Below are 25,491 nucleotides of genomic sequence, written 5' to 3' on the forward strand. Positions count from 1 at the left end.
CTGATGGCCGGGGAAGTCCTTTACACCGCGCGGCGCGCGGTCACTTGTAGCGGTAGACGATGCGGCCGCGGGACAAGTCGTAAGGCGACAGCTCCACGACCACGCGGTCCTCGGGCAGGATGCGAATGTAGTGCTGCCGCATCTTGCCGCTGATGTGCGCGAGAACCTTGTGACCGTTCTCCAGCTCGATCCGGAACATCGCATTGGGCAGCGGCTCGATAACTCGACCCTCGACCTCGATGGCCCCGTCTTTCTTCGCCATATCCTCCGCGATCCCGTTTACGCCGGTCCCTGGCTGGGCCCAACTCTTCGGCTAGCTTGTCATTGCAGTTTTGCGTGCACGTGCATCGACCTGGTGACATACTCTCCGGAAGCAACATGCGGACACGAAACGACCGGCGGGTAGGTGCACCGCCGATCAAGCTTACCTGCGCGTGTCCTTCACGGCCAAATGCGCCCCGATCGGCGCGCGTCCGCCGCCGAGATCGTGCCCCGACACAGCCTGCGTCACGATTGCCGTACGGTGTCCCGGCCCTGGGTAGCGCGGCCCATCGCGACCGTGTGCGCTCGCGTAAACTACGCCCTGTCCAGGTACCAGGTACAGCAGATCCAGGGGGATCCGTGAGTCAGCGCAGCCAGCGACCGGTCGCGGCGGCGCGCTCGGCGACGGCGAACCCGACCGCTAGCGAGGCGCAGTCGTGAGTCGTAACAACGAACTCCCCATGCTGCCGCCGTGGCTGTCCGAGAGCGATGTCACGCAGGTCGGCTACGAGGCTCCGGTGCAGAACCTGCCGCATGAGGAGCTCATTCCCGAGCAGGAACCGCTGAAGAAGCGCGCCAAGCGCAAATCCGAGGACAAGTCGGAACCGGAAGGCGGCAAGAAGCGCCGGCTGGGTTGGCGCAAGGACAAGTCCGACTCCCAGGAGCCACCCGCCGAGTGGGGCCGCCCGCCCGTACCCGACGCCGCATGGGGATCCGGACCGAACTCGCAACCCTCGTGGCAGTCGGCTCCGCAGGCTTCCGCGCCGCCGGAGGCTCCGTGGCAGACCGGTGCGGGTGCACAGCCATTCACAGGGGCTGGGCCGGAGGCACCGGCGCAGCCGCTGAGCCCTGAGCCTCGGCCTTCTTCCCCTGTTGGAGAATCGCAACCGGCGTGGCAGACGCCGTCTATTCCTCCTGCGCCGCAAGGGTTTTCCGGCTCGGCGCTGCCGGACTCGGGGACCGACGCGGCCGGGCGGCCTGATTTGCCGCCGCCGCCCGAGCGGGGTACTCGGCCGCCGTTGCCGGAGCCTCCGGGTGTGCGCCCGGACTCGGCGAGGCCTGAGGGCGCTGACGATTCGGGCACTGGTTCGGCAGTCGGTGGCGTCGCTCCGAGCCGCCCGCATTCGGGCGAGGCCGTTCCGCAGTGGCTGGATACGGGGGTATCGCCCACGGAGTCGGCCCCTGCGCCCCCGCCTCGATTGAGCCCGTTCCCCGACGAGCGGAACCCGCGAGCGGACGGACCCGCGCCGAGTTGGGCCGTTCCCGGCGACCGTGCCGCCACCGAGCAGCCGTCGCCCACCCAAGGCGCGGCCCACGGTGGCGACAACGGCCCGGCGGACTCCGGCACCGCATTCCCGGGCGGCGAGGCAGGGGCTCAGGCGTTCGCCGCGTACGCACCACGCGAAAACACAACGGGCCCACAGGTCGTCACCCCGCAGCCGGGCGACGCACGAAACGACGGCCCAGGGACGAGTGGTGCGCCCGCCGCCCCCAACCGAATTCCCGGCAACGCCCCCGACGCCGGCCGAACCACTTCCGCCGTATCCGGAACCACCTCCGCGGCATCGGATTTCACCGGACAGCGTGCACAACCCGGCATCACCCAGCCGGACAACAACTCCCCGGTATCGAACGAGCCCCCGCACCGGGCCGCGTCCGAGGGACAGAGCGCCGTCCGCTTCCCCGACACGGACAACGCAAGCGGCACAACGGGTTTCCCCAGCGAACAACCTCCAGCATCGACACACCCCAGCCTCGGCCCCGGCTTCGAGGGCATCAACCAGACCCAAACGCCGAACAGCGCACCGCTCGGTGACTCCGGACGCCCCGCCGCCCACTCCCCCACCAGCGGTAACACCGGCCCGCACAACAACTCTTGGGCAGCGCCCGCCGACCCGAACCGCCCCTACCCCGCACCCGCAAACGGAACACCGGGGCCGGGCGGCCACGCACAAACCGGCGGAGTTACCGGCCCACTCAGCGGAGCCACCGGCCACCCCGCCTGGCACACGCCGAGCCCCGCACCCACAGACGAAACCCCGGGACCCGGCGGCCACGCCGAAGGCACCGGCCAACCCCCCGATTCGGCTCCGGGAACCCACTCGAGTACAGCCGCCCCGCTCGGCGGGGCACCCGCCACCTGGCAGACCCCGTATGGCGCGCCTACGGACGGGACGGCGGGGCCGGGCGGCCGTGCACCGATCAGCGATGTAGGGCACCAGGGTGGAGTTCGGGGAGAGCCTTGGCGGGCGCCAGGAGACGAGGCGACGCAGCGGTATGTGCCGCAGGGAGGTCCGGCGGCGGGACCGGGTGGCCATGGCTCAGCACCGGGGAGCGATGAGCTCGGAGACTCCAGGTATGCGGGACCCAAGGACGCGCGGGGACAGTGGCTGTCACCTCCGCCGGAGCAGCGGAATGTGCCACAGGCGGATCCGGCGGTGGGGCCGGGTGGGCATGGCTCGGCACCTGGGAGTGACGGGCCCGGGGATCCGCGGTATGGGGGACCTGAGGACGCGGCGCGGGGACAGTGGCTGTCGCCTCCGCCGGAGCAGCGGAATGTGCCGCAGGCGGGTCCGGCGGTGGGGCCGGGTGGCCATGGCTCAGCACCGGGGAGCGATGAGCTCGGAGACCCCAGGTATGCGGGACCCGAGGACGCGCGGGGACAGTGGCTGTCGCCTCCGCCGGAGCAGCAGTCGGGTGCCGGGCAGCCCTATTCGCAACAGCCGCAACAGTTTCAGCAAACGCAGCAGGATAAGCAACCGTCGCAGTATCAGCCGGCCGAATACCAGCAGCCGCCGCAGTACCGACAACCGCCGGAATACCAGCAGCCATCGCAGTATCAGCAGCCGCCGGAGTATCAACAGCCATCGCAGTACCAGCAACCGGCGGAGTATCAACAGCCGTCGCAGTACCAGCAACCGGCGGAGTATCAGCACCCGCCGGGGGTGCAGCCGTCGTTGGACGATGTGCCGGTGCGGCGGGCCAAGAAGGCTCCCGGGTCGGGGTGGCGGCGCGCGGTGCACCACATGTCCGGTGGTGCGATCAATCCGGGCATGTCGGCCGAGGAGTTGCGGCTGCAGGAACTCGTCGCGCGGATCCGGCAACCGGTGCGCGGGGACTACCGGATCGCGGTGCTGTCGCTGAAGGGCGGCGTCGGCAAGACCACCACCACGATGGGCATCGGCTCGATCTTCGCCTCCATTCGCGGCGACCGGGTCATCGCGGTCGACGCCAACCCGGACTTCGGCACGCTCTCGCAGCGAGTGCCGCTGCAAACCCGTTCCACGGTGCGCGACCTGCTGCTGGACCAGGCGATCAGCAGCTATGGCGACGTGCGGCGGCACACCTCGCAGGCCACGAGCCGCCTGGAAGTGCTTGCCAGCGAACGGGATCCGGCCGCTTCGGAGTCATTCAGCGAGGACGAGTACCGCCGGGTGGCGCGGATTCTGCAGCGCTACTACAACATCATCCTCACCGACTGCGGCACCGGCCTGATGCATTCGGCGATGGCGGGCGTCCTGGATCTGGCCCACTCGCTGGTACTGATCTCGTCGTCGGCGATCGACGGCGCCCGCAGTGCCGCGGCGACGCTGGACTGGCTGTCCCTGCACGGCCACGACCACCTGGTACGCAATGCCGTCGTGGTGATCAACCTGCCGCGTCCGGGGTCACCGAATGTCGGCATCCAGCAGTTGCGCGAGTATTTCCTGTCGCGCTGCCGCGCGGTGCACATCATCCCGTACGACCCGCACCTGTCCGAGGGCGCCGAGATCGACCTGGCACGGCTGCACAAGAACACCAAGCGGTCCCTGGTCGAGCTGGCGGCGACCGTGGCCGACGATTTCGCCACCGATCACCGGCGCTTCCAACGCTATTGACCGGTTCCGACGAGCGCGCCCTCCCAGGACAGCGGGGAGGCGCGCACCTCGGCGAGACTGCGATGGCGGCGGCGCCGGAACAGCGACCGCAGCGTCCCGGCGTTGAGGTAGCCCACCCGCGCGGCCACCGCGTCGACGGTCAGGGTGGTGTTGCGCAGCAGGTCGGTCGCGCGCTCCAGCCGGATCTCGTTCGCGAAATCCCTTGGTGACATGCCGATCTCGGCGCGGGTGGCGCGCTGCAGGCTGCGCACGGTGACGCCGAGCGAGTCCGCCGCGTCGCTGATCTGGAACTGGTCCGCGATGTGGTCGCGCACCCACCGCTCGTAGGCGGCCACCAGGGAATTGCCGCGGGCCACGAACTCCGGCAGCGCCACCTGCGTCCGCCGGTCGCCCACCAGGAAGAACCGCGCCACCAGTTCGGCCAGCGCCGGGCTCTGCGCGGCGACCATCGCCAGGGCCAGATCCAGATGCGACAGCGCGGCGCCGGCGGTGGTGATGGTCCCGGAGCGGCACAGCACGCGCCCCTCCTCCAACTCGACCTGCGGATACCTGCGCCGGAACGCCGGGCCGAGCCACCAGCTCGTGGTCGCCGATCCCCCGTCCAGCACCCCGGACTCGGCCAGGAAGAACGTGCCAGTGCAGGCCGCGGCCACGTGCGCACCGCGCCGCTGCGCGGCCGATATCCGTTCCAGCACAATGTCGTTCGTCGCCGCGGTGACGAGACCGATAACGCCCTCGGCGTCGTACAGCTCCAGCGCGGGCACGACGATCGTCCCGATATCGGCGGGCAATTCGGCCAGCGGCGTGGTGGGAACCAGATTGCCGTGCCCCGACCGGACGCTCCTACCGGGCGACACGGTCCGCACCCGCCACGGGTCCGGGGCGGTGTCGAGTTCGTCCAGCAGCAGGTTGGCGGTGCGGAACACCTCCACGACCGCGGCCAGCCCGAAGTCCGCGACCCCGTCCACGACGAACACTGCGACGTCCATGTCGCAAACAGTACCGAACGTGTCGGATGCGACACTCACATTCGCGCAATCGGCCTTCTACCGTTCCAGATAGGGCTCGTGCGACATTTCCTGTCGCGGGCAGAGCCTGTCGTGGGTAGAGAGAGCAGAACGAGATGAGGATTCACGCCAGCCGCTGCCACAGCTTCGCGTACCGCACCACCGTCGCCGGGCCGTGCGCCGTCGCGCTCGAGCCGTCCGCCATCGGGACCACTCGGCCGTTCTTCGACTGCCTGGTGCTGTCGGTCGGCGTCGACCGCGGCGACCTGGATGTCATCCGCAGGGCCGCGATCATCGTCAAACACATTGCGACACGGACCGATCCGGGTTTCATCGTGATCGACGGCTTCGCGCGCTGGGCGACGGCGGGCCGCCGCGGGACCGCCGGACTCGACGTGCTCACCGGCCTCGCCGACGCCCTGGACGTACTGCACGAACTGTCCGAACGCTTGGAGGAGCGCGGCGAACTCGTTCACCAGATGCCGTTCGGCTGGAACAAGTTTCGCCGCGCTCACGTCGTCGACGGAGCATGGGCATACCGCGTCATCAATGTGGGGCCGCACATGCCGCCGCCCCTGCCCGCACTCACCCGACCGAACCGCGCGATCACCCCGCGCGCACTGCCCTCCTGTGGGGCGCCCGCCCGCTGACGGCTACCAGGCCGGCAGCCGCCGCCGACCGGCCAGCACGTCGCACACGAGATCGTCGTAGCCGTCGGCCAATTCGGCCAGATGATGCCAGGCGCCGTGCAGGACCTCGTTGTCGGCGTCGAGCGTCATCAGGGCGTGGTGGGCACGCACCGAGGACTCGGCGAGCCGGTCGATGACCGAGCCGATGGTCTCGGTGTGCAGCGTGGCGCCGAGCCGGTGCTGGGGGACGGTACGCGCCACCCAGTCGTCGATCGCCATCACCAATTCGGTTCGGCGCCGGTCGATTTCGACTATCGCGGCGGGATCCGGGTCGGGCTCGGATCCACCACGGCCGATCGACCGGCGCTCGTGTAGCACCGCGAGATCGCGAGCGAACCACAGTAAAGGTCCGCCGATGACACGGTGCCCACGACAAGCACGCAGCATCAGGTCCGAACTCGGCAGTAAGCCGGTCATCAGAGTCTGGACCGCCATCAATGCCTGCGGTGTATCGGCCACTGCCATTACCACCGTCTGGATTGTCTCCGAACCAGCCACGTTGCCTCGCCGTCATCGCCGTTACAACACATCGTTCAGGACGTTCCTTACAATAAACCTCTGAAGCCCTGTGTCAAGGGTCACACGCCGTGCTGGAGCGCGGAGTAGACTGCATTTTTCTTGAAGAAGCAACCGAGGAGCGAGATGGCCGACGGTCCGAGGTACCAGCGGATCGCAGACCTCCTCCGGGAGGAGATTCGCAACGGAACGTGGAAGCCGGGCGATCGACTACCCAGTCACAACGAGCTGGCCGATCAGATGCACGTCTCCATCACCACCGCCCGCAACGCGATTCAGGTCCTGGTAGCCGAAAACCTGCTCTACACGGCCACTTCCAGGGGCACCATCGTGCGCAGCCAGGAAGTCCTGGAATCGGTTGTCACCAGCCACATTCGCCGCGACCGCCCCCAGTCCTCGCACGACATCTTCTCCGAGATCGCGCGCGCGGCGGGCCGCGAGCCGTCCAAGCAGTTCAGCGCCCGGATGGAACCCGCCGGCGCCGACGTCGCACACTGGCTGGGAGTTCCGCGGGATTCCTGGGTGGTCTCCCGCACGGTGGTCCAGTATCTGGACAACGAGCCCTGGTCCTGGGAGGTCAGTTTCTATCCACGGGACTTGGCGGAGGCCACCGGAATCGACTTCCCGCACGATATCCCCGAGGGCACCACGCGCCGCCTCGCCGCGCGCGGCCAGCCCGAGACCGCGCACCGCGACACCGTCGTGGCCCGCCCCGCCACCGCCGAGGAGGCCGCCGTACTCGGCGTGGGCGCCGGCACCATGCTGCTGGACCACCTGCGCATCGGCGCCAACGCCGAACGCATCACCCGGGTGACGCGGCAGCGGTCGATCGCCGCGCGCAACCGGCTCGCCTACGAACTGGGCGACGACGGCGGCACGGAGGTCATCCGCAAGGCGCTCGGAACGCCGCATCCGCCGGGCAATTCCCATTCCTTCGGTAACTCGCTGGTGCCCGGCTCGCCATGACGATTCGCATCCGCCAGGCCCGTCCGGCCGACCTCGGCACCATTTGCCGACTACGGCTCCAGCGCACGGCCTGGCTCGCGGCTCGAGGCTCGGATCAGTGGACACGGGAGGGGCGCGGACTGCCCATCGAACTGTTTGCCCGCGCGGTCGAGCGCTCGCTGCGCGCCGGGGAGACCTGGATCGCCGAGGTCGACGGCGAACCGGCAGGCACTATCACCGTGAACGACCGGGCGGACGAGGGCCTGTGGTCGCCGGGCGAACTCGCCGACGCCGTCGTCGTGCACTACATGATCGTGGACCTGCACTTCACCGGATTACGGCTCGGCACAGCGCTTCTCGCGCACGCCGCGGCGATCGCGCGCGCCCGGCACCGCACCTGGGTGCGGCTGGACGCCTGGACCACCAACCCCGGCCTGCACGCCTACTATCACCGCGCCGGTTTCCGCCTGGTCCGCCTCGCCGGGCCGGAGGCGTCCGGACCGTCGGGGGCGCTGTTCGAGCGCCGCGCCGACAGCTGGCTGCCGGCGCCGGTGCTCACCAGTGCGGGCGGCGAGCTGCACGCGCGCTGAGAACCATTACAGCGCAGGCAGTTCGACGACGTGGATCATCTCCTGCCCGCGGCTGCGCGAGACCAGGATGCCGCGCCCCGGCGGGAGTTTGGTCGGGCGCACGTCGCCGATTGTGCGGTCCAGGACTTTCCTGGAAACCGCCGCCGCACGCGCCGGCCGGATCGTGGCCCAGGGCCGATCGGTCTTCGAGCCGCGCGGTCTCACCGAGCACAGGATGAAGTGGCACGACATCGACGACGACGGGCAGGCACGTCATCTCCGACGAACATCCGCCGGTGGCGATGCCCGCCGACGGCGCCCGCCTCACCTCGTCGATCAATACGCGGATCGCCGAGGTGATTCGGGCGATCAAAGACGAACGGGCGCAGTAGGTTACGGGATCACAGCGACGGCGCGGCCGAGGGCGATCCCGCCGAGACCGCGGTGAGCAGCCCGGCCAGTGAGAGCTGGTACAGGGCGCCGTCGATGTCGTCGGACGGGTCGGTGGACAGTCCGGTCAGCGCGCTGCGGGCGATGGGTGAGCGCGGTGGCCTGTGCCTCGATGGATTGCTCGCCCGGCGGGGCCGAGTCGTCGGCCATCCGGAAGGTGAGATCCGGTGTCTCCCCGGCGCCCTCCGGCTTGTCCAGCTGCGGATCGTTCATTCGCTTGCCTTCCTCATCACTGCGATGGGCGCGCGGCACGGACGTCAGCAATCCTGCCGTGCCTACCGGTATCTCGCCAGCCGACACCAGCTGTCCCCGCGGCGGCCGTTCGGTCCGGCCGCCGCCACCCGTTGCCGCAAAGAGCTGCGGCCGAACGCTGCGATTTGGAAGGATCGGCCCGTGAGGCTCGCGGTGGTCGAAGACGATGAGGGCGTCGGGGATGCGCTGGTCGAGGCGCTCCAGGCGCGTGGGCACGAGGTCGACCTCAAACGGCGCGGAGCGGATCTGCTGCTGGCCCATCGCGGATACGACGCGATCGTCCTGGATCTCGGCCTTCCCGATATGGACGGTTTGCAGGTGCTGCGGCAGTTGCGGCAGGTCACGGCGGTACCCGTCGTGGTGCTCACGGCCCGCGGCGACGAACGCTCGATCGTGCGCGGACTGCGTGCCGGGGCCGACGATTACCTGGTCAAGCCGCCGCGGATCGCGGAACTGGTCGCCCGGCTGGAGGTCGTCACCCGACGCACGAACCGGCGCGCCGCGCCCACACCGGAGATCGTGGAGTCCCGCGACGTTCGCGTCGACCTGCGGGCGCGCGAGGTGACCGTGGCCGGGGCGCCGGTCATATTGACCAACAAGGAATTCGAGCTGCTGCGGGTGCTGGTCGAGAACCCCGGGTCCGCGGTGAGCCGACAGCAGCTGATGGATCGTCTCTGGGGTGATGCCTTCCTCGCGGTCTCGCGGGCCCTGGACGTGCACATGGCCGCGCTGCGCGCCAAACTCGACCGGCCCGGGCTGATCACCACCATTCGAGGGCACGGGTTCCGGTGGGAGACCTGACGACGCCGCCACCTCAGCTCTCGGCATCGGGTTTCGCTGCGCCCTCAGACAATTCGGTGAACATGCGTTCCATCTCGGCCCGCGGTGATCGGTTCGCCGGGCCGTCATCGGGCGGAGATACGCTCGCGGCGGTGCGGGTCGGCGCAGACGTCGCGGATCAGCAGACCCACGTCGTGGTCGGCCGGGACGGTGCGATAACGCAGGTCGCAGACGATCGCACCCGCGACACTGACAGCGAAGCGAGTCTGCCTGTCCCCCAACGCATCTGTGGGGAACCCGGCTGTCCCGGTGGATACGGGTAACCGGGAAGCTCCGGTGCATCCGGTGGCTCTGGTTGACCCGGCGGGTACGGCGGAACCGGAGGCGATGGCTGGCCCGGGGGCTGCGGCGGGCCACGGCGGGACCTCCGGCCGCGTCCGCCCACGCGGCGCCGTGCACCACTGCACGATGACAGTCGCGGGGAAATCGCCTGTTTCACGAACGTGAACGGCAGACACCCCGGCGAGTGAACGGGATTCGGCGGATCACCAGAGGGATTGCGGGCGGATGCGGTTGGCCAGATCGACCAGCGCGTAGCGGTGCAGCCGCCGCGGCGAGGTGCGGGCCGCGGTCCGCAGCACCGCTTCCAGCCCCTCGCGCAGCCCCGCCTTCGTATAGGGCAGCCCGAGAATCGTCGCGTCCGCCGGTTCCGGGCTGCCCCCGGCGCGCAGCCAGGCCAGCGCCGCGCCGAGCACCACGGCCTGCATCTGCAACTGACGGGGATCGTCGCGCAGCGCGGCCAGACGATTCTCCGCCTCGCTCAGCTCCGCCTGCGTCAGTTCCTCCGGCGGCCGGGAGACCTGCAGCAGGCAGGCGGTCAGGCGGGCGGCGTTGTAGTGCCGCGAGACTTCCGGGACCTGTTGCAGCGTCGTCACCGCGGCTGCGCGATCGCCGTCGGCGACCTGACGGCGAGCCAGCCCGAACGCCGCGCTCGCCAAGCCTCGATCGACCCGCCACACCGCGCGGTAGTACTCCGCCGCCGCCCGCCCCCATCGGTCCGGATCACCGGTCGCGCTGTCCTGCAACAGCAGTTCGGCGGCGGCGGCCAACGCCAGCTGCGGCGCCACCTCGCCCGGAACCGTGCCGTGCACCAGCTCGAAATTCTCGTACGCTCGCTCGAAACGGCCGACGCCGAGTTCGGCGATGCCGCGGTACCAATCGATCCGCCAGTCCGCGGGATACACCGGGGCGAGCCGATCCAGTTCGGCGCGGGCTCGATCCGCCTCGCGCAGATCCAGGTACGCGCGCACCGCCGCCAGCCCTTCCTCCAGTTCGGCCGTCGGCGAGGCGGGCAGCGCGCCCGCGTTCACGCTGTCGCGGTGCAGCCGCAGGGTTTCCAGCGCCTGGCCGGGATCGCCGTGCAGCAGCGGAGACAGCAGCTCCGCGCTGGGATCGTCCGCGTCGGTCAACGGAACCGGCAGCGCCGCGAGCACACTCGACGGCTCCAGCTCGGGCGGGCGATGCCGGCCGTCGATGATGCCGTCGGTCTGGCGCAGCAGCGTGGTGACGCCGAAATCGCCTCGGGCGGCCCCGAATACGGAAGACACCTGCGGGTAGCCGCGGTCGTGATCCTCGGCGAGCACCGCCCGCAGCACCCCGCCGAGCTGCCGGTACATCGCGAAGGTGGACGGAAACCGCTGTGCCGGATTGGGATCGGTGGCCCGGCGCAGCAGCCGTGCGAAAGTGGGATACCGACGCAGCACCGGTTCCTGGTCGGGCGTGGGCAGCCCCGGCAGCTTCCGTCCCTCCTCGTCGGTGGGCAGGCACAGGGTGAGCGCAGCCAGGGTGCGGCCCACGGTGTAGATGTCGGAGGCGATGGTCGGTCCGGTCTCGATGTATTCCGGCGCCTGGAAACCTTGTGTGCCGTAGAGGTTTCCGCCGGATTCGCGGGCCGCCACGGCACCGAGGTCGATGAGTTTGACCTCGTCCGCGGTCACCATGATGTTGTCCGGTTTCAGGTCGTTGTAGGCGAGGCCGCAGGAGTGCAGGTAGTCCAGCGCCGGGAGAATCTCCATCACGTAGACGATGGCCTCGGCGACCGGAAGTCGTTCGGGCGCACGCTCGTCGAGCATCGTCTTCAGCGAGCGGCCACCGATGTACTCCATCACGATGTAGCCGCACGCGATGTTGTCCACGGTCCGGTGCGTGACGAAGTTGAAGATCTTGACGATCGCCGGATGCGCCATCTCCGAGAGGAATTGGCGTTCGGCGAGCGCGACCACGTTGGCCTCGAAATCGAGCGGGTTCTGCAGGCCCTTCAGCACCACCCAGCGGCCGCTGACGTTGCGGTCACGAGCCAGGTGGATCCAGCCGAGTCCGCCGTAGGCCAGGCACCCCCGCACCTCGTACTGGTCGGCGACGACATCGCCGGGATTCAGCAGTGGCCGGAAGTTGAACGGCGACCCGCAGTGCGCGCAGGTGCCGGTGGATTTCGCACGGGTGGCGCCGGACGAGCGGCCGACCGGCTGCCAGCACTTCCAGCAGAAGCGCTTGTCCTCGGGCACCTCGGGATCGGCCAGGATCGCGGTGTCCGGATCGGTGGAGGTCGATTCGGGCAGTGTGACCAGCCCCGCGCCCAGTCGCCGGACGCTCGGGCGGGATCGGACCCCTGCCCGGCCCGAACCAGCTTCCCCCACAGCGTCTTCCAGGTCGTCGTCCGGATACCCGAAACTCGCCGCAGTCGGTTCGACGCGGCGAGTGGGCCACCGATGGGTCGGATCCTGGTCCGGCAGCGGCCGGGCCACCCACCCGGGTGGGCGCCGGCGGCCGGATACAGTCGCGTCGTCCGGCATTTCGACCTCTCAGACCTACGGCTCGTCGTGCTGGCCCGCAAACCTGAACCGCTCCGCGGGACGGAGGTCATCCGTCCCGCGGAGCGACCGGGGTCGGTCCCTATTGGCGTCACAGGGGGTCGGGACCGACGGGCATCAGGGCGATTCTGCCTCATCAGGGTCGGCGGCGTCGGTGCTCGCCGCGGATGCGTTGCCGGCGCGATCCTCGCGGTGCTCCAGCGGCCGCTCCGCGACCACCGGGAACTGGCCGGTGTAACCCTGGCGCAGCGACGCCACCTGGAGCACCCGGCCACGGGCCAGGAACCAGCCGCCGACCAGCAGCGGCACCATGAGCACGCCCATCGCGATGACGGCGCCGCGCTGCGTGTCGTCCTCTCCGAACAGCATGAGCCCGACGACGATCGCCATGAAGATCAGCGCCGAGTAGTTGGTGTACGGCGCGCCGATCAGCCGGAAGGACGGACGCTCGAGGCGGCCCTCCTTCGCCCACTTCACCATCTTCATCTGGCAGATCAGGATCGCCGCCCAGGCCGTGATGGTGCCCAGCGCCGACATGTTCAGCACGATCTCGAACGCCTTCTCCGGCACCAGCGCGTTGAGCCCCACGCCGGCCAGCGCGATCGTGCCGGTGGCGAGAATGCCCACGTAGGGCACGCCCTGCTTGGACATCCGCGACGCCAGGCTGGGAGCGCTGCCGTTCATCGACATCGAGCGCAGGATGCGGCCGGTCGAGTACAGACCGGCGTTCAGGCTGGAGAAGGCCGCGGTCAGCACGACCAGGTTCATCACGGTGCCCGCGCCGTCCACGCCGAGCCGGGCGAAGAAGCTGACGAACGGGCTCTCGCCGGACTTGAAGGAGGTGTAGGGCAGCAGCAGCGCCAGCAGCACCAGCGAACCGACGTAGAACAGCGCGATGCGGGCGATGACCGAGTTGATCGCACGGGGCATGATCTTCTCGGGGTTCTCCGCCTCACCGGCGGCCGTGCCGATCAATTCCACCGCGGCGTAGGCGAATACGACGCCGGTGGTCGCCAACACCAGTGGCAGCAGGCCGTTCGGGAACAGGCCGCCGTGGTCACTGATCACGCTGATGCCCGTCTGGGCGCCGTCGATCGTGAAACGACCGGCGAGGAAGACGGTGCCGACGATCAGGAAGGTCACCAAGGCGACCACCTTGATCAGCGCGGCCCAGAACTCCATCTCGCCGAACCAGCGCACCGACACCATATTGATGCTCACTACGATCGCCAGCGCGACCAGCGCGATGCTCCACTGCGGAATCGCCTTGAACGCACTCCAGTAGTGGACGTAGGTGGCGATCGCGGTGATGTCGACGATGCCGGTCATACACCAGTGGAAGAAGTACATCCAGCCGACGCCGAAGGCCAGCTTCTCGCCGTAGAACTCGCGGGCGTAGGAGACGAACGAACCCGAGGACGGGCGATGCAGCACCAGCTCACCGAGGGCGCGCAGGATGAAGAAGACGAAGATGCCGCAGACCGCGTAGGCGATGAACAGCCCAGCGCCGGCTTCCTTCAACCGACCGCCCGCGCCGAGGAACAGCCCGGTACCGATCGCGCCGCCGATCGCGATCATCTGCAATTGCCGTGGACGCAGCGCTTTGTGATAGCCCGCGTCCTCGGCCTCCAGCGCGCTCGCGGCACCTGCCTGCGCGTCTGGGTGGGGTTGAACGGTGGTCATAACGGGACCTTCCATGTGATGCCAATCATACCATCAGGTAATGGAACATACCTCTATCCGATGGCACATACAACGTTGGACGGAATTTTGTAACGACGCGGAAACCCGGCAGCCACCCCTTGCCGGTTGCTTTCCGATTGCCCGAACCGCCTCAGAGCGGGGAGGATACCCGACACTCCGAAGCAACACTCAGGCACAGCAATCGAATAGCAATGTGTCCGGACCGACCAACATCAGGCTCGTCAATGTCCCCTGAAAGCCCCTATGTGCCACTTCCCAGGGCGAGAACCGGGTTTCGGTGTGGTTTCCTTGATAGATGGCATCGGGTGCGGAGTTCACGATCGACGAGCTGGCGCGCGAGTCCGGCATGACCGTGCGCAGCCTGCGGGCCTATCAGGAGCGCGGCCTGCTGCCGCCGCCGCGCCTGAAGGGCCGAACCGGGTTCTACGGTCCGCAGCACCTCAACCGGGTGCGCATCATCAGCCGGCTCATGGACCGCGGCATCAAGCTGAGCGGCATCCGCGAGTTGCTCGACGCCTGGGACCGCGGCGACGACCTGGGCGCGGTCCTCGGCGTCTCGCTGGAGGACGGCCCGCCGGGCGGCGAACAGGCGCGGGCGCAGCCCCCGGGCGAGCGGACCATCGCGGCGACCGAACTCATGGAGCGCTACCGCGACGTGCCGAACGGCTTGGCCCGCGTCGTCGCGGCGGGCCTGTACGAACCGTTCGACGCCACCACTTATCGCGAACGCGACCCCCAGCTGGTCCGGTTCGCCGATCAGCTGGCCGCTTCGGGCGTGGACGAGGCCGCCGTCCTCGACGAACTCGACCGGCTGCGCGCCGACTGCGACCACATCGCCCGGCGCTTCGTCGACCTGTTCGAGCACACCGCGGCGGCGGCGTTCCGGCAGTCCGGCCGCACCCCGCACGACGTCGCCGAGTTCACCGAACAGCTGGCCACCGCCCGTACCCTGCCCGGCCGGGTGTCCGCCGAACTGGTCGATCAGTTCATCTCGCGGTACCTCGAGCACATCACCAGGGACCTGGACGATCCACGGCCCGACCGGCCCGAACCCGCGGGCGGACGCTGACCACTCACTCGGCGGAATCGCGGCGCTGCTCCATCCGGGTCAGGATGCGTTCGATCTCCCGGTCCACCCACGCGGTGAGGCGTCCGGCGCTCATCCCGGTGGCCACCGGGGCGGGGTCGTCCAGCGGCATCACTTAGCGGCCGTCGCCGGGGAGATCACGCCACAGCACGCCCGATTCGGCGCGTCCGCGGGGGCCGAACTTGGAACGGCCCTGTAGCACCTTGACGATGCCCGTGGCCGTCGCGGGAATGCCGAAAAACGCTGCGCTGCGGGCGGAATCGTCGTCCTCCGGCTCGTCGTCGTCGGACACCATCGATCCGGCCGGCTCGTAGCCGGGCGCGGGCGCGGCGGCATGCACCACCAGATCCGGTTGCACGCCCGGCCCGGTCCGCGGCAACTGCCCGATCACGACCTCGCCGAGCGCGCGGGGATCGCACTCCTCGACCGTGAAACCGCCACTGTGCCAAAGTGTTTCCCCGGGCCGCTGGGTGAGCAGGTAGCCGCGTGCGCCGTGCCGCACCGCGTGCACACGGATGCGCCGCTCGGGGTTGTCGAACTCCTGATCGTTCCACGCGTGCGCGACGACGAAGACCTCCGGTGCGGCGATCGCGGCCGCCATCGCCTCGAACTCGCCGTCGGCGCGCGCTCGTAGCAGCCGCCGGGTGTCGGCCTTCTCCCGTTCGTAGTCGTCGAGACGCGGTGTACGGCTGGTGAATACGAACGGGGCGGGCAGGTTGCCGTGCCGGTGCTCGTCGCACAGCACCTTGAATTCGAGATCGGTGAACGTCCAGCGCGTCACGGCTCGACCACCGGCTTCACCTTGTGCGGCATGTCTTCCAGCGCCTCATCGAGGGCGAGCCGGCCGGTGAGGTACTTCGCGGGCTTGTGGTCCTTGCCGCCCTGCGCCGCGCCACCGGCGCCCCCGGCCGGTCCGCCCATCGGTGCGCCCATGCCGGACTGGGACGCGCCGTTCGACGCACCCGGATGGTCCGAGGGCGACTCGGGCAGTGCGGCGCGGGGGAACAGCTGTGCCGACTTCGTTTCCTGGAGTGGGTGTTCCGGGGGCGGGATGCTCGCGCCACCGGCCGCTCCCCCGCTGTGCCCGCCGCCACCGCCGTGGGCTGCCGGGTTCAGGTCCGGTAGCTCGCCGAGACCGGGCAGGTGGCTGGGATCCGGGAGGTGGCTCATCAGGTTCTGGAGCGGGTCCGTTCCGATCAGGGCGCTGCCCAGCTGGGAGAATGCCTGGATACCCTCGGACAGCGAATTCGCCAGCTGCCCCAGCACGCCGGAGCCGGATTGGGTTGGGCCGTGCGGGCTCGCGGAGGTGTTGTCGGGGTGCGTCGCGGAATCGTAGGGGGTCGTGGCGCCGTCGCGGACCAGTTGCGCGCCTTCGGAACTGGGGGTCGTCGCGCCGAAGAACGGTGTGTCCGGGGTCGGCGTGCTTCGGCTCTCCGGACTGGATCGGAGGCGCGACATCAACTCGTCGGTGGTCGACGAGGTCGGTGCTTGCGGCATCGCGGCCGCGGGCGACACCTGTTTGGGGGTGTATCCCGGGATGCTGGGTGTGGACGGCGAGCTGGGCGCGGGGGACGATTTCGGGGAGGACTGGACGCCGCCGGAGCTGCCCTGTGAGGACGGGATATTCGGCTGGGGGACCGAGCTCGACCGTGGTGTCGATGCGGACGGGATGGTGGGGGTCGAACCGCCGCCGGGCTGTCCTTGTCCGGAGGCAGGGATTCGGCTCGACTGGCCGCCCTTGGCACCGGTGCTCTGCAGGCCCTCTTGATAGCCCTTCTGGTAACCCGCCTGATAGCCCTGCTGATAAGTTCCCGACTGCTGGCCGGGCTGGCCGCCCGTTGCGCTACCGGGGTGGCCACCGGTCGTACTGCCGAACTGACCGTCGGCTGTACTTCCGGACTGGCTTCCGCCATTGCTGTTCTGGCCGTAAGGATTACCGGCGTTCTGGCTGTCCCCGCCCTGCGCGTAGGGATCGCCTGCCGGACTGCCGCCCTGTCCGTAGGCGTTCCCGGCATTGTGTCCGTACCCGCCATTGGCGTTCTGCCCGTATGGATCTCCGCTGTTCTTTCCATACGGATCACCGTTGTTCTGGCCGTAAGCACCGCTGGGGTTCTGTGCGTACGGGTCTCCGTTGTTCTGGCCGTAGCCGCCGTTGGAACCCTGCCCGTACGGGTCGTTGCCGTAACCGCCGTTCGGGTTCTGTGCGTAGGGATCCCCGTTGGGACTACCGCCGTTCGCGCCCTGCTGGTAACCCTGCTGATAGCCCTGGTCGTACCCCTGCTGATAGGGCGTTCCGCCCTGATTGTTGCCGCCTTGGTTGTTGTTCCCGCCTTGATTCTGCGGCTGCTCGAACGGTCCGCTCAACGCGGGCATGATGGAGGCGGAATTCTTGATGCCTTCGACGTAATGGCTCTCGAATTCACCACGGTAATAGTCCAATTCGGAACCGGGACAACACGAGTCGGCGTTGGGGTCGGTGGGCATGCTCAGTTGCGTGGCGTACAACCACTGCGCGGTGTAGTCGAGGTTCTGACTCATCGCCACCATGGCATCGGCCAACGGCTGCACGCCCTTCTGGTAGTTCTGGGAGGCCGCCACCGCCGCGCTCGCGCCGTTGCCCTTCCACGAATCACCGAGCGAAGTAATCGTATTCACAGCTTGGCGAACTCCGCACCGGAGCCGGTATCGGTGGACGCGTACTTCTTACCCGCCGCCACGAAGGTGTCGCCCATATCGGTGACGATCTTCGCGTGGTTCTCCAGAATGCTATGCAGCCGAGCGCCTTTCGTATTGAACGCGCCCGAGAGTTCCCGGCCGGAGAACAGGCTCCCGAACGGGTCCATGTGGTCGAGTTTGTTGTCGCTGACCATCTTCGCCAGTGCCAGCAGTTCACCGACCAGGTCGGCGGCGGCTTGCGCCCCCTTGACCGCGTCCTTGGGGTCGAATTGCAGGTAGCCGTTGGTCGCCGCCGTCTTCAACGTGGACCATTCGGAGTTGCTCGTCGCCATCAGCGCTCTCCTCTCGTCTCGAAAACTGCACCGGGGCAGGCGAAGCCGGTCATCGTCGGATCACCAGTCCTGGTCCGCGATCAGCGACCGGCCCGCGCTGTCGGCGGCCGAACTCTCGCCCGTGTCGGCGGCGGGACGGCCGGGCGGTTGCGGTAGCGACGTCGGGCGGGTGGCGCGGGCGGTAGCACCGCGCCCAGATCCGGTGCGCCCTCGATGATTTCGGACAGCTTCGGTAATCTCGCCCGCCGCAACCGCAACGGTTCCATGAGTTCCTGGCAGCGTTGCCGTACCTGCGCGGCGGCGGCCTGGACCGCGGAAGTCATCGCCGCGGCGATCTCGTCGTGGGTCAGATCGGCGATGTCGTCGGCGAATTCGGTGTGGATCAGCAGGCCGTCGGCGTTCACCGTTACCCGGATGCGCTTGTCGCACGCGGTGACCGACGCCGTGAGCTGCGCGCGCCGGCGCTGGAACTCGGCTATCCCGCGCAGTTGCTGGTCCAGGCCGTCCAGCAGGGTCGCCGCGTCCTCCTGCATACGCTCATTCGGCATCCGGACCTCCTCTGCGATACCCGCCCGCGCGGCGTGTGCTCCCGACCGGCCGCACGTCCGCCCGGCCGGGTCTGCGATGATCACGACCATGCGAGTATTGGTGCAGCGAGTGACATCGGCCCAGGTCACCGTCGACGACGAGGTCGTCGGGCGCATCGACCCGGCCGCTACCGGCGCGCCCCACGGCCTGCTCGCGCTGGTCGGTGTCACCCACGACGACACCCCCGCGACCGCGAAGGCGCTGGCGGACAAGCTGTTCCGGCTGCGCATCCTCGACGGCGAGCGCTCCGCGGCCGACTTGGCCGCGCCGATCCTGGTGGTCAGCCAGTTCACGCTCTACGCCGACACCGCCAAGGGCCGCCGCCCGTCCTGGTCGGCCGCCGCGCCGGGAACGGTCGCCGAACCGCTGGCCGACGCCCTCGCCGCGGACCTCCGGGCGCTCGGGGCCACCGTAGCCACCGGACGTTTCGGCGCACATATGCGGATCGAGCTGGTCAACGACGGACCGGTGACCATTCTGCTGGAGGCGTGAGACCGGCTCAGGACGCATTCGAGCCACCGAACTCGCTGCCCGACCGGCCGTCCACGCCGTGCATGACGGCGGCCGCGTTGCGCTGGCCCTCGGCGAAGTCGTGCAGCGTCGCCGCCATCGCATCGGTGCCGTCCAGCAGGTTCTTCCGCGCTCCCTTGTAGCCCTTGTCGCCCTCGGAGAACTTCTTACCCATGGAATCGTCGCCCCACGGACGGTTCCCGGCGTCGGACTCCGAGCCCGACAGCGTGCCGCGCAACCGATCCGCCACCCCCCGCACCCGATCGGCCAGGTCCTGCGTGATCTGCGCGGCCGCCTTCAACTTCTCGGGATCGACCTCGATCCGGTCCGCCATGACTAGCTCACCTCACTCGGCATCGTGATCAGTTCCCCAATGTGAAAGGCGTGTCGGTATCCCCACCGCCACCGGTTCCGGGATCCTCCGAGGCCGGATAGGCGCCCGGCGGTAGCCATTCGCCCCACTCCGGCGCGTCGGGCGCGTCGAAGGACCCCGGCAGCGCCTCCCATTCCGGGAAGAACTTCGACCTCGTCTTGGCCCGCATATCCTTCCCCGGCCCGAGAAACGGAGGCTCGGGCCGATGCTCGCCACCACCCGGTTGCCCCGTTCCGTCGTTCGGCACGGTCCCGCCCGGCGGCCGCGCCGAGTTCCCCGGGGTGGTCGAATCCGATGGTGCGCCATGGGGATTCGGCGTCGAATGAGTCCCCGGGGACGAATTCGGCAGCGGATGGGTGCCAGCGGACGAGTTCGGCGGCTGGGTATCGGGTGACGAATTCGCCAGCGGCGCTTGCGGAGTCGAGTGGGGACTGGTGCCCGTCCCCGCCGGACGATCACTGATCGTGGGGGCTGTCGAAGACGGGGAGTGCGGCGTAGGCGTCCCACCCGTGTGCCCGCTCGATGCCGGAGGTTGCCAGCCCCCGTCGACCGACGAACTCCACGATGTGGGCGGCTGGCCGCCGGGGTGGGTGCCGGTGGTGATCGGCCGCCCGTCCGGCGCGGTGACGAACGACTCCGAACCACCCTGACTGTGCACCGACCCGCCGCTGCCACCCGTGCCGAAAGCACCGCCCGGCTGATGCGAGCCCCCGCCCGGCTGCGACGTCGTCACCACGGCCCCTGCGCCATTGTTCGAAGGTGGTGGCGCACTGCCATCACTGTGCACCGCGGGCCGATCCAGCGGGCCGCCGCCGCCCTCACTACCGAACGACCCACCCGGATGCTGCTGCCCCGACCCACCCGACTGCGATTGCGGCGCCGTCACAAACGACTGCTCACTCCCCCCACTGTGCGTAGACACCCGATCAACCGGCACGCCCGACTCCCCACCCCGCTGCCCGGACGCCCCCACATTGGGCTGCTCACCACCGACCGAATAACTCGAATCATGCGGCACAGCCTGAGAATTGGCGCCCGCCGCCACAACGGGAGCACCGCCGTTCCCAACAGGAGTCCCACTGTTACCCACCGGCGCACCGCCGTTCCCTACAGGTGCTCCATGGCCGCCAACGGGGGCACGAGTGAGCCCAGGCGGGTTCCCACCGTTCCCAGGCGGGGCACCACTATGGCCGGGCTGAATTCCACTATTCCCGGGTGGGGTGCCGCCGTTGCCAGGCTGGGTTCCACTGTTGCCGGGCGGGTTTCCGCTGTTCCCGGCCGACACTCCCTGGTTCGCGGGAGTGGTCCCGCCCGGAACGCCGGCGCGGGTGTCGGTGCTTGCGGGGGTCGTGGAGGAGCCGTCGTGGTTCGAGGGTGGGTTCGGGGGGCCGACGCGCGGTTCGCCGGGTTTGTGCATCCAGGCGCCGTAGCGGATGTCGGAAGAGGAGATCGGGGAGTTTTTCGCGAAACCGCCGCGGGCGCCGCCGACCATGGCACCGCGGGCGGCGCCGCCCACCCAGCCGGGGCCGGAGGAGAACGCGGTCCAGTCCCCGGTCGCGGCGCCCACGGCCACGTTGCCCATCGCCGTGCTCACGATTCCCGACGAGGCTCCGATGAACGCGCCCCGCCCGATCCGGCCCGGCGCGTTGTTCAACTGCTTGGCGGCGACATTGTCGATGCCCCGGCCCAGATACCGGGCGAACTCACGCGACGGCAGCGTCCCGGCGACCGAGGCGAGCACGGAGAGCCCGAACTGCTTCCCGTTGAAGTGCCGCCGCTTCCCGTCCGCCATCTGGCCCAGCTGCACCGAACCGTCGATGGCCATCGAAATCGCCGCCGCCTCGGTGAATTTCACGCCGTACACGCCCCAGCCCTTCGCCGAGGGAGCGACCAGCCGGCCCTGCGCGATCGACTTCCAGAAGTACTGCTTCGTCGCGGGCGCACCGAGTTTCGAGGCCAGCTTGGTGATGGCGTTCTGCACGACGTCCTCGAACACCCGCAGGAACGATCGGGTGGACGAGATGGCCGCCGCCTCCACCGCCGGCGCAGTGGGCGGAAACAGCCACGCCCAGATGATCTCCAGCGCCAAGGCCGCCAGCGAGACGATGACCGTAATCTTGATGCCCTGCAACTGGGTACCCATGTCGAACGCCGAATCGGAGATCGTCTGCAGCAGTTCGGCCAGCGATTCGAGCGATTGGTCGCCGGTGCGCAGGGCGTCGAAGCGCTGTCCCATCGCGACCGCGGCCTCACCGTCGGAGTAGGCCTGCTCGGTGGCGCGCTTGGCCTCGTCGACCATGGTCAGGAGCGCTCGCAGATCCTCGGAGGCCGTCTTCCACGCGGCCGACACCGCCCAGGCGGCATCCTCGTCACCGTCGGGCCAGGTCGTTCCCGCGATCCAGGCCAGCCACCGCAGCCCCTCGGGCAGATCGAGTGTCATCGGTACTCGTCCGCGCCGTCCGGCTGTGTCCTCTCGACCCGCATTGTGACCTCCTCGACACGGGGGCACCTCACACCACATCGCATGTCGTTGAATTGCCGGTGGCACGCAAGCGAATTCGACAAGACAACCCACGGTTCATCGGGCAACGACCCGGCGGCGCCGGCTGTGGCGCGCAGGGAAATCCACCGGCGATCGTTGTGAGAAACACAGGGCGAATCCGATGGGCCGTGCCGCGTCAGCGGTGTCGATAGTGTCGGCCTCGACTCACGTCTGAGAACGCAGCCCGCCCGGGCCCAGGAGAAACCCAACATGCGCAAACACCGCCACCTCACCGCAGCATCGGACCTGCGGGAAATTCTCGACTTCTTCGGCAAGTGCCCCGAATGCGGCTATCCCGCAACGGCTTCGGCGACACTGCGGAACAGCAATACCGTGGTCGCCTCCTGCGACCGCCCGTGCGGCTGGAACGGCATCGTGCCACTGACCACCATGACCGAGCATCGTCCGCACGCCGACATGCGGGAGTGACCGGCCCGGTACCTCACTGCGGTGCGCTGTGCGTGCTGAACCTGCGCCCACGGCACCGACTTTCGCGGCGAGCCCACCTCGTGCCAGGTCATCCGGATGTCGCCGAAGGACAGCGACTGCCCGGCCTGCAACGCCGCCAGCGCGCGGGGGAACTACACACCGCGGCGATCACCAGGCCCGCCGTCGACCCACTGTTGTCGATCTTGGTGGGCAGATAGGTGCCGCGATGCCCGCCCAGCCCCGCTCGCGCGGCAGCCTCCCCCAACTGCGTCGAAAGCGCGGAATTCACCTACGCGGCAGCGCCTTGATCCGTCACCGTTCCCCGTCCCCCGGTACCTATTCCGTACGGAGGGTGAGTATTCGGGGTCCGTCCTCGGTGACGGCGACCGTGTGCTCCCAGTGCGCGGCGCGGCTGCCGTCCTCGGTCACCACGGTCCAGTCGTCGTCGAGGACGCGGGTCTGGGTGGTACCCAGGGTGAGCATCGGCTCGATCGCCAGCACCGAGCCGACCACGAGCTTCGGCCCCTTGCCCGGTGCCCCCTCGTTGGCCAGGAACGGATCCATGTGCATCTGCCGGCCGATACCGTGCCCGCCGTAACCGTCGACGATGCCGTAAGCCCGACCGTGCTCCTGCTCGGCCGCGCGGGTACCGAGTTCGATGGCGTGCGACACGTCGGTGAGCCGATTGCCCGGCAGCATGGCGGCGATCCCCGCCTCCATCGATAGCTTCGTCGCCTCGCTCAGCAACCGATCGGCCTCGATGATCTCGCCGACACCGAACGTCCACGCCGAGTCGCCGTGCCAGCCGTCGAGGATCGCGCCGCAGTCGATGGACACCAGATCGCCCGGGGCGAGCACCTCGTCCTTCGACGGAATCCCGTGCACCACACGGTCGTTCACCGATGCGCAGATCGAGGCCGGAAAGCCGTGGTACCCCTTGAACGACGGGACCGCACCGGCGTCGCGGATCACCTGCTCGGCGACCCGGTCCAGCTCCAGCGTCGAGACGCCGGGCTGCGCCGTCGCGCGCACGGCGACCAGCGCCCTGCCCACGACGGCGCCGGCGGCGGCCATGGCGTCCAGTTCACCGGCGGTGCGGAAGGGCACCACCTTCTTCTGCTTGAGTCCGAAGACCATTCGCGTCAGCGACCCAGGGCGCGGAGCGCGCGAGTATTGACCTCTTCGATCTCGCCGATACCGTCGACCGAGACGACCTGGCCGTCGTAGTGCTGCAGCAGCGGTTCGGTCTCCTCGCGGTACACCCGCAGCCGGTTGCGGATGACCTCTTCGGTGTCGTCGTTGCGTCCGCGGCTGAGCATGCGCTGCACCACGACGTCCTCGGCCACCACGAAGCACAGCACAGCGTCCAGCTCGCGACCGGATTCCTTGAGCATCTTCTCGAGTGCCTCGGCCTGGTCGACCGTGCGCGGGTAGCCGTCGAGCACGAAGCCGTTCGCGGCATCCGGTTCGGCGATGCGCGCCTCGACCATGCGGTTGGTCACGTCGCTGGGTACCAGGTTCCCGGCGTCCAGATACTTCTGCGCCTCGCGGCCCAGCGGGGTCTCCTGCGAGATGTTCGCACGGAACAGATTCCCTGTGGAGATGTGCGGCACACCCAGCTTGTCCGACAGCAGTTCGGCCTGCGTGCCCTTGCCGGCACCCGGCGGTCCGAGCAGTACGAGTCTCACTTGAGGAACCCTTCGTAATTTCTGTTCATCAGCTGGCTCTCGATCTGTTTGACCGTATCGAGGCCGACACTCACGACGATCAGGACGGCGGTGCCACCGAACGGCAGGTTCTGCAAACCACTCGAATTGCCCATGTTGAGGAACAGGTTCGGCAGGACGGCCACGGCACCCAGATAGATCGAACCGGGGAGGGTGATCCGGCTCAGGACGAAGTTCAAGTAGTCGGCGGTCGGCTTACCCGGCCGATATCCGGGAATGAAGCCGCCGAACTTCTTCATCTCGTCTGCGCGTTCCTCCGGGTTGAAGGTGATCGCGACGTAGAAATAGGTGAAGAACACGATCAGCGCGAAATAGATCGTGATGTAGGCCCAGTTGGTCGGGTCCACGAGGTATTGCTGAATGGTCTTCTGCCACCAGCTGGGATCGGTGGCATTGGACTGGGTCAGCTGCGAGACCAGGTTCGGCAGGTACAGCAGCGAGGACGCGAAGATCACCGGGATCACACCGGCCTGGTTGACCTTCAACGGCAGATACGTCGAGGAGCCGCCGTACATCTTGCGGCCCACCACGCGCTTGGCGTACTGCACCGGAATCCGGCGCTGGCCCTGCTCGACGAAGATGACCGCCACGATGACCAGGAAGGCGCCGAAGCAGACCAGACCGAAGATCAAGCCGCCCTTGCTGTCCAGAATGGCCTTGCCCTCGCCGGGGATGCGGGCCGCGATGCCCGCGAAGATCAGCAGCGACATGCCGTTGCCCACGCCGCGTTCGGTGATCTGCTCGCCGAACCACATCACCAGCGCCGCACCGGCGGTCATCACCAGCACGATGATGATCATCCCGAAGATGCTGTTGTCGGCGATGATGTCCTGCTGGCAGCCGCGCAGCAGCTGCCCGCGCGAGGCGAGCGCGACCAGACCGGTAGCCTGCAGAATCGCCAATGCGATCGACAGATACCGGGTGTACTGCGTCATCTTGGTCTGCCCGGATTGGCCTTCCTTGCGCAATTCCTCGAAGCGCGGAATGACCACGGTCAGCAGCTGGATGATGATGCTCGCGGTGATGTACGGCATGATGCCGATCGCGAACACCGAAAGTTGCAGCAGCGCACCGCCGGAGAACAGGTTGATCAGCTGATAGATCCCGGCGTTCTCACCGCCGGACACCTGGTCGATACATTGGCGGATCGCCTTGTAGTCCACACCGGGCGACGGCAGCGCTGCACCGATGCGGTACAGCGCGATCAGGCCCAGCGTGAAGAGAATCTTCCGCCGTAGGTCCGGGGTCCGGAAAGCCGACACGAAGGCGGAAAGCACAGATCCTCCTGGCTAACGACATGGGGCGA

The 25,491-nt window shown here is 68.6% G+C and carries 27 protein-coding genes; 8 read left to right on the top strand and 19 right to left on the bottom strand.

The window, feature by feature from the left end:
• Nucleotides 1-40: 40 nt before the first annotated feature.
• Together infA and ACFMRZ_RS17830 are read right to left on the bottom strand one after the other, a co-directional pair.
• Entirely contained in the window at nucleotides 41-262 is a 222-nt protein-coding gene (gene infA, locus ACFMRZ_RS17825) for a translation initiation factor IF-1 (protein ID WP_003886926.1), read from the bottom strand.
• Nucleotides 263-2,861: 2,599 nt separating this feature from the next.
• Nucleotides 2,862-3,197 (bottom strand): hypothetical protein, encoded by a 336-nt coding sequence (locus ACFMRZ_RS17830; RefSeq protein ID WP_400180042.1) that lies wholly within the window; start codon nucleotides 3,195-3,197, stop codon nucleotides 2,862-2,864.
• A gap of 9 nt (nucleotides 3,198-3,206) precedes the next feature.
• Between ACFMRZ_RS17830 and ACFMRZ_RS17835 the strand changes: the two genes are divergently transcribed.
• Nucleotides 3,207-4,139, top strand: a complete 933-nt coding sequence (locus ACFMRZ_RS17835) for a MinD/ParA family protein (RefSeq protein ID WP_400180043.1) — start codon at nucleotides 3,207-3,209, stop codon at nucleotides 4,137-4,139.
• Here the strand turns inward: ACFMRZ_RS17835 and ACFMRZ_RS17840 are convergent.
• Entirely contained in the window at nucleotides 4,133-5,128 is a 996-nt protein-coding gene (locus ACFMRZ_RS17840; RefSeq protein WP_400180044.1) for a GlxA family transcriptional regulator, read from the bottom strand. The genes ACFMRZ_RS17835 and ACFMRZ_RS17840 overlap by 7 nt on opposite strands.
• Nucleotides 5,129-5,262: 134 nt before the next feature.
• On the opposite strand from ACFMRZ_RS17840, the gene ACFMRZ_RS17845 reads away from it, so the two are divergent.
• A complete protein-coding gene (locus ACFMRZ_RS17845; protein ID WP_400180045.1) occupies nucleotides 5,263-5,796 on the top strand; it encodes a hypothetical protein in 534 nt (177 codons plus the stop codon).
• Between the two features lie 3 nt (nucleotides 5,797-5,799).
• Here the strand turns inward: ACFMRZ_RS17845 and ACFMRZ_RS17850 are convergent, their stop codons facing one another.
• Nucleotides 5,800-6,300, bottom strand: a complete 501-nt coding sequence (locus ACFMRZ_RS17850) for a DUF4254 domain-containing protein (protein ID WP_400180046.1) — start codon at nucleotides 6,298-6,300, stop codon at nucleotides 5,800-5,802.
• 177 nt (nucleotides 6,301-6,477) lie between these two features.
• Here ACFMRZ_RS17850 and ACFMRZ_RS17855 point away from each other — a divergent pair, with 177 nt between their 5' ends.
• Nucleotides 6,478-7,317, top strand: a complete 840-nt coding sequence (locus tag ACFMRZ_RS17855) for a GntR family transcriptional regulator (protein ID WP_400180047.1) — start codon at nucleotides 6,478-6,480, stop codon at nucleotides 7,315-7,317.
• Complete coding sequence (locus ACFMRZ_RS17860; protein WP_400180048.1) at nucleotides 7,314-7,886, top strand: GNAT family N-acetyltransferase; 573 nt, start codon at nucleotides 7,314-7,316, stop codon at nucleotides 7,884-7,886. The genes ACFMRZ_RS17855 and ACFMRZ_RS17860 overlap by 4 nt, the downstream gene beginning before the upstream one ends.
• Nucleotides 7,887-7,892: 6 nt before the next feature.
• Here the strand turns inward: ACFMRZ_RS17860 and ACFMRZ_RS17865 are convergent, their stop codons facing one another.
• Entirely contained in the window at nucleotides 7,893-8,090 is a 198-nt protein-coding gene (locus ACFMRZ_RS17865; RefSeq protein ID WP_400180049.1) for a hypothetical protein, read from the bottom strand.
• A 168-nt stretch (nucleotides 8,091-8,258) separates the two neighbouring features.
• On the bottom strand, nucleotides 8,259-8,528 hold the full coding sequence (locus ACFMRZ_RS17870; protein WP_400180050.1) for a hypothetical protein: 270 nt from the start codon (nucleotides 8,526-8,528) through the stop codon (nucleotides 8,259-8,261).
• A gap of 180 nt (nucleotides 8,529-8,708) precedes the next feature.
• Between ACFMRZ_RS17870 and ACFMRZ_RS17875 the strand changes: the two genes are divergently transcribed.
• Entirely contained in the window at nucleotides 8,709-9,368 is a 660-nt protein-coding gene (locus ACFMRZ_RS17875) for a response regulator transcription factor (RefSeq protein ID WP_400180051.1), read from the top strand.
• A gap of 524 nt (nucleotides 9,369-9,892) precedes the next feature.
• Here the strand turns inward: ACFMRZ_RS17875 and ACFMRZ_RS17880 are convergent.
• Together ACFMRZ_RS17880 and ACFMRZ_RS17885 are read right to left on the bottom strand one after the other, a co-directional pair.
• The gene (locus ACFMRZ_RS17880; protein ID WP_400180052.1) at nucleotides 9,893-12,043 is read right to left on the bottom strand and encodes a tetratricopeptide repeat protein; all 2,151 of its coding nucleotides are present in this window, start codon (nucleotides 12,041-12,043) and stop codon (nucleotides 9,893-9,895) included.
• 291 nt (nucleotides 12,044-12,334) lie between these two features.
• A complete protein-coding gene (locus tag ACFMRZ_RS17885; protein WP_280273820.1) occupies nucleotides 12,335-13,900 on the bottom strand; it encodes an amino acid permease in 1,566 nt (521 codons plus the stop codon).
• Nucleotides 13,901-14,216: 316 nt separating this feature from the next.
• On the opposite strand from ACFMRZ_RS17885, the gene ACFMRZ_RS17890 reads away from it, so the two are divergent.
• Nucleotides 14,217-14,990: a MerR family transcriptional regulator gene (locus tag ACFMRZ_RS17890; RefSeq protein ID WP_280273821.1), complete on the top strand. Its 774-nt coding sequence runs from the start codon at nucleotides 14,217-14,219 to the stop codon at nucleotides 14,988-14,990.
• A gap of 4 nt (nucleotides 14,991-14,994) precedes the next feature.
• Here ACFMRZ_RS17890 and ACFMRZ_RS17895 read toward each other — a convergent pair whose 3' ends face one another.
• From ACFMRZ_RS17895 to ACFMRZ_RS17915, 5 genes are all read right to left on the bottom strand, one after another.
• Nucleotides 14,995-15,123: a hypothetical protein gene (locus ACFMRZ_RS17895; RefSeq protein WP_400180053.1), complete on the bottom strand. Its 129-nt coding sequence runs from the start codon at nucleotides 15,121-15,123 to the stop codon at nucleotides 14,995-14,997.
• Nucleotides 15,124-15,789, bottom strand: a complete 666-nt coding sequence (locus tag ACFMRZ_RS17900; RefSeq protein WP_400180054.1) for an ESX secretion-associated protein EspG — start codon at nucleotides 15,787-15,789, stop codon at nucleotides 15,124-15,126.
• Nucleotides 15,786-17,663: a hypothetical protein gene (locus tag ACFMRZ_RS17905; protein ID WP_400180055.1), complete on the bottom strand. Its 1,878-nt coding sequence runs from the start codon at nucleotides 17,661-17,663 to the stop codon at nucleotides 15,786-15,788. The genes ACFMRZ_RS17900 and ACFMRZ_RS17905 overlap by 4 nt, the downstream gene beginning before the upstream one ends.
• Nucleotides 17,660-18,016, bottom strand: a complete 357-nt coding sequence (locus ACFMRZ_RS17910; RefSeq protein WP_400180056.1) for a hypothetical protein — start codon at nucleotides 18,014-18,016, stop codon at nucleotides 17,660-17,662. The genes ACFMRZ_RS17905 and ACFMRZ_RS17910 overlap by 4 nt, the downstream gene beginning before the upstream one ends.
• 80 nt (nucleotides 18,017-18,096) lie before the next feature.
• Nucleotides 18,097-18,564 (bottom strand): YbaB/EbfC family nucleoid-associated protein, encoded by a 468-nt coding sequence (locus ACFMRZ_RS17915; RefSeq protein ID WP_400180057.1) that lies wholly within the window; start codon nucleotides 18,562-18,564, stop codon nucleotides 18,097-18,099.
• An 88-nt stretch (nucleotides 18,565-18,652) separates the two neighbouring features.
• On the opposite strand from ACFMRZ_RS17915, the gene dtd reads away from it, so the two are divergent.
• Complete coding sequence (dtd, locus tag ACFMRZ_RS17920) at nucleotides 18,653-19,096, top strand: D-aminoacyl-tRNA deacylase (protein ID WP_400180058.1); 444 nt, start codon at nucleotides 18,653-18,655, stop codon at nucleotides 19,094-19,096.
• A 7-nt stretch (nucleotides 19,097-19,103) separates the two neighbouring features.
• Here dtd and ACFMRZ_RS17925 read toward each other — a convergent pair whose 3' ends face one another.
• Together ACFMRZ_RS17925 and ACFMRZ_RS17930 are read right to left on the bottom strand one after the other, a co-directional pair.
• Nucleotides 19,104-19,448 carry a hypothetical protein gene (locus tag ACFMRZ_RS17925; RefSeq protein ID WP_400180059.1) on the bottom strand — a complete coding sequence of 115 codons (345 nt, stop codon included), beginning with the start codon at nucleotides 19,446-19,448 and terminating at the stop codon, nucleotides 19,104-19,106.
• A gap of 28 nt (nucleotides 19,449-19,476) precedes the next feature.
• Nucleotides 19,477-21,927: a hypothetical protein gene (locus tag ACFMRZ_RS17930; RefSeq protein WP_400180060.1), complete on the bottom strand. Its 2,451-nt coding sequence runs from the start codon at nucleotides 21,925-21,927 to the stop codon at nucleotides 19,477-19,479.
• 312 nt (nucleotides 21,928-22,239) lie between these two features.
• Between ACFMRZ_RS17930 and ACFMRZ_RS17935 the strand changes: the two genes are divergently transcribed.
• On the top strand, nucleotides 22,240-22,458 hold the full coding sequence (locus tag ACFMRZ_RS17935) for a hypothetical protein (protein ID WP_280273825.1): 219 nt from the start codon (nucleotides 22,240-22,242) through the stop codon (nucleotides 22,456-22,458).
• Nucleotides 22,459-22,546: 88 nt separating this feature from the next.
• Here the strand turns inward: ACFMRZ_RS17935 and ACFMRZ_RS17940 are convergent, their stop codons facing one another.
• Genes ACFMRZ_RS17940 through secY form a run of 4 tightly spaced genes read right to left on the bottom strand, consistent with a single transcriptional unit; the run spans nucleotide 22,547 to nucleotide 25,462 of the window.
• Nucleotides 22,547-22,747 carry a hypothetical protein gene (locus ACFMRZ_RS17940; RefSeq protein ID WP_400180061.1) on the bottom strand — a complete coding sequence of 67 codons (201 nt, stop codon included), beginning with the start codon at nucleotides 22,745-22,747 and terminating at the stop codon, nucleotides 22,547-22,549.
• Nucleotides 22,748-22,794: 47 nt separating this feature from the next.
• Nucleotides 22,795-23,595: a type I methionyl aminopeptidase gene (gene map, locus ACFMRZ_RS17945; protein ID WP_400180062.1), complete on the bottom strand. Its 801-nt coding sequence runs from the start codon at nucleotides 23,593-23,595 to the stop codon at nucleotides 22,795-22,797.
• A gap of 5 nt (nucleotides 23,596-23,600) precedes the next feature.
• Complete coding sequence (locus tag ACFMRZ_RS17950) at nucleotides 23,601-24,146, bottom strand: adenylate kinase (RefSeq protein ID WP_187686719.1); 546 nt, start codon at nucleotides 24,144-24,146, stop codon at nucleotides 23,601-23,603.
• Nucleotides 24,143-25,462, bottom strand: coding sequence for a preprotein translocase subunit SecY (secY, locus tag ACFMRZ_RS17955; RefSeq protein ID WP_400180063.1), 1,320 nt, complete (start codon nucleotides 25,460-25,462; stop codon nucleotides 24,143-24,145). The genes ACFMRZ_RS17950 and secY overlap by 4 nt, the downstream gene beginning before the upstream one ends.
• Between the last annotated feature and the right edge of the window lie 29 nt (nucleotides 25,463-25,491).

Source organism: Nocardia sp. N2S4-5 (assembly GCF_044628355.1).
Classification (GTDB): Bacteria; Actinomycetota; Actinomycetes; order Mycobacteriales; family Mycobacteriaceae; genus Nocardia; species Nocardia wallacei_B.

Excerpts from the sequence above, each read along its gene's own strand:
- ACFMRZ_RS17930 (WP_400180060.1), bottom strand. The coding sequence starts at position 21,927 with ATGACACTCGATCTGCCCGAGGGGCTGCGGTGGCTGGCCTGGATCGCG.
- ACFMRZ_RS17885 (WP_280273820.1), bottom strand. The coding sequence starts at position 13,900 with ATGACCACCGTTCAACCCCACCCAGACGCGCAGGCAGGTGCCGCGAGC.
- dtd (WP_400180058.1), top strand. The coding sequence starts at position 18,653 with ATGCGAGTATTGGTGCAGCGAGTGACATCGGCCCAGGTCACCGTCGAC.
- ACFMRZ_RS17840 (WP_400180044.1), bottom strand. The coding sequence starts at position 5,128 with ATGGACGTCGCAGTGTTCGTCGTGGACGGGGTCGCGGACTTCGGGCTG.
- ACFMRZ_RS17855 (WP_400180047.1), top strand. The coding sequence starts at position 6,478 with ATGGCCGACGGTCCGAGGTACCAGCGGATCGCAGACCTCCTCCGGGAG.
- ACFMRZ_RS17860 (WP_400180048.1), top strand. The coding sequence starts at position 7,314 with ATGACGATTCGCATCCGCCAGGCCCGTCCGGCCGACCTCGGCACCATT.
- ACFMRZ_RS17915 (WP_400180057.1), bottom strand. The coding sequence starts at position 18,564 with ATGCCGAATGAGCGTATGCAGGAGGACGCGGCGACCCTGCTGGACGGC.
- ACFMRZ_RS17870 (WP_400180050.1), bottom strand. The coding sequence starts at position 8,528 with ATGAACGATCCGCAGCTGGACAAGCCGGAGGGCGCCGGGGAGACACCG.
- map (WP_400180062.1), bottom strand. The coding sequence starts at position 23,595 with ATGGTCTTCGGACTCAAGCAGAAGAAGGTGGTGCCCTTCCGCACCGCC.
- infA (WP_003886926.1), bottom strand. The coding sequence starts at position 262 with ATGGCGAAGAAAGACGGGGCCATCGAGGTCGAGGGTCGAGTTATCGAG.
- ACFMRZ_RS17890 (WP_280273821.1), top strand. The coding sequence starts at position 14,217 with ATGGCATCGGGTGCGGAGTTCACGATCGACGAGCTGGCGCGCGAGTCC.
- ACFMRZ_RS17850 (WP_400180046.1), bottom strand. The coding sequence starts at position 6,300 with ATGGCAGTGGCCGATACACCGCAGGCATTGATGGCGGTCCAGACTCTG.
- ACFMRZ_RS17925 (WP_400180059.1), bottom strand. The coding sequence starts at position 19,448 with ATGGCGGACCGGATCGAGGTCGATCCCGAGAAGTTGAAGGCGGCCGCG.
- ACFMRZ_RS17845 (WP_400180045.1), top strand. The coding sequence starts at position 5,263 with ATGAGGATTCACGCCAGCCGCTGCCACAGCTTCGCGTACCGCACCACC.
- ACFMRZ_RS17910 (WP_400180056.1), bottom strand. The coding sequence starts at position 18,016 with ATGGCGACGAGCAACTCCGAATGGTCCACGTTGAAGACGGCGGCGACC.
- ACFMRZ_RS17935 (WP_280273825.1), top strand. The coding sequence starts at position 22,240 with ATGCGCAAACACCGCCACCTCACCGCAGCATCGGACCTGCGGGAAATT.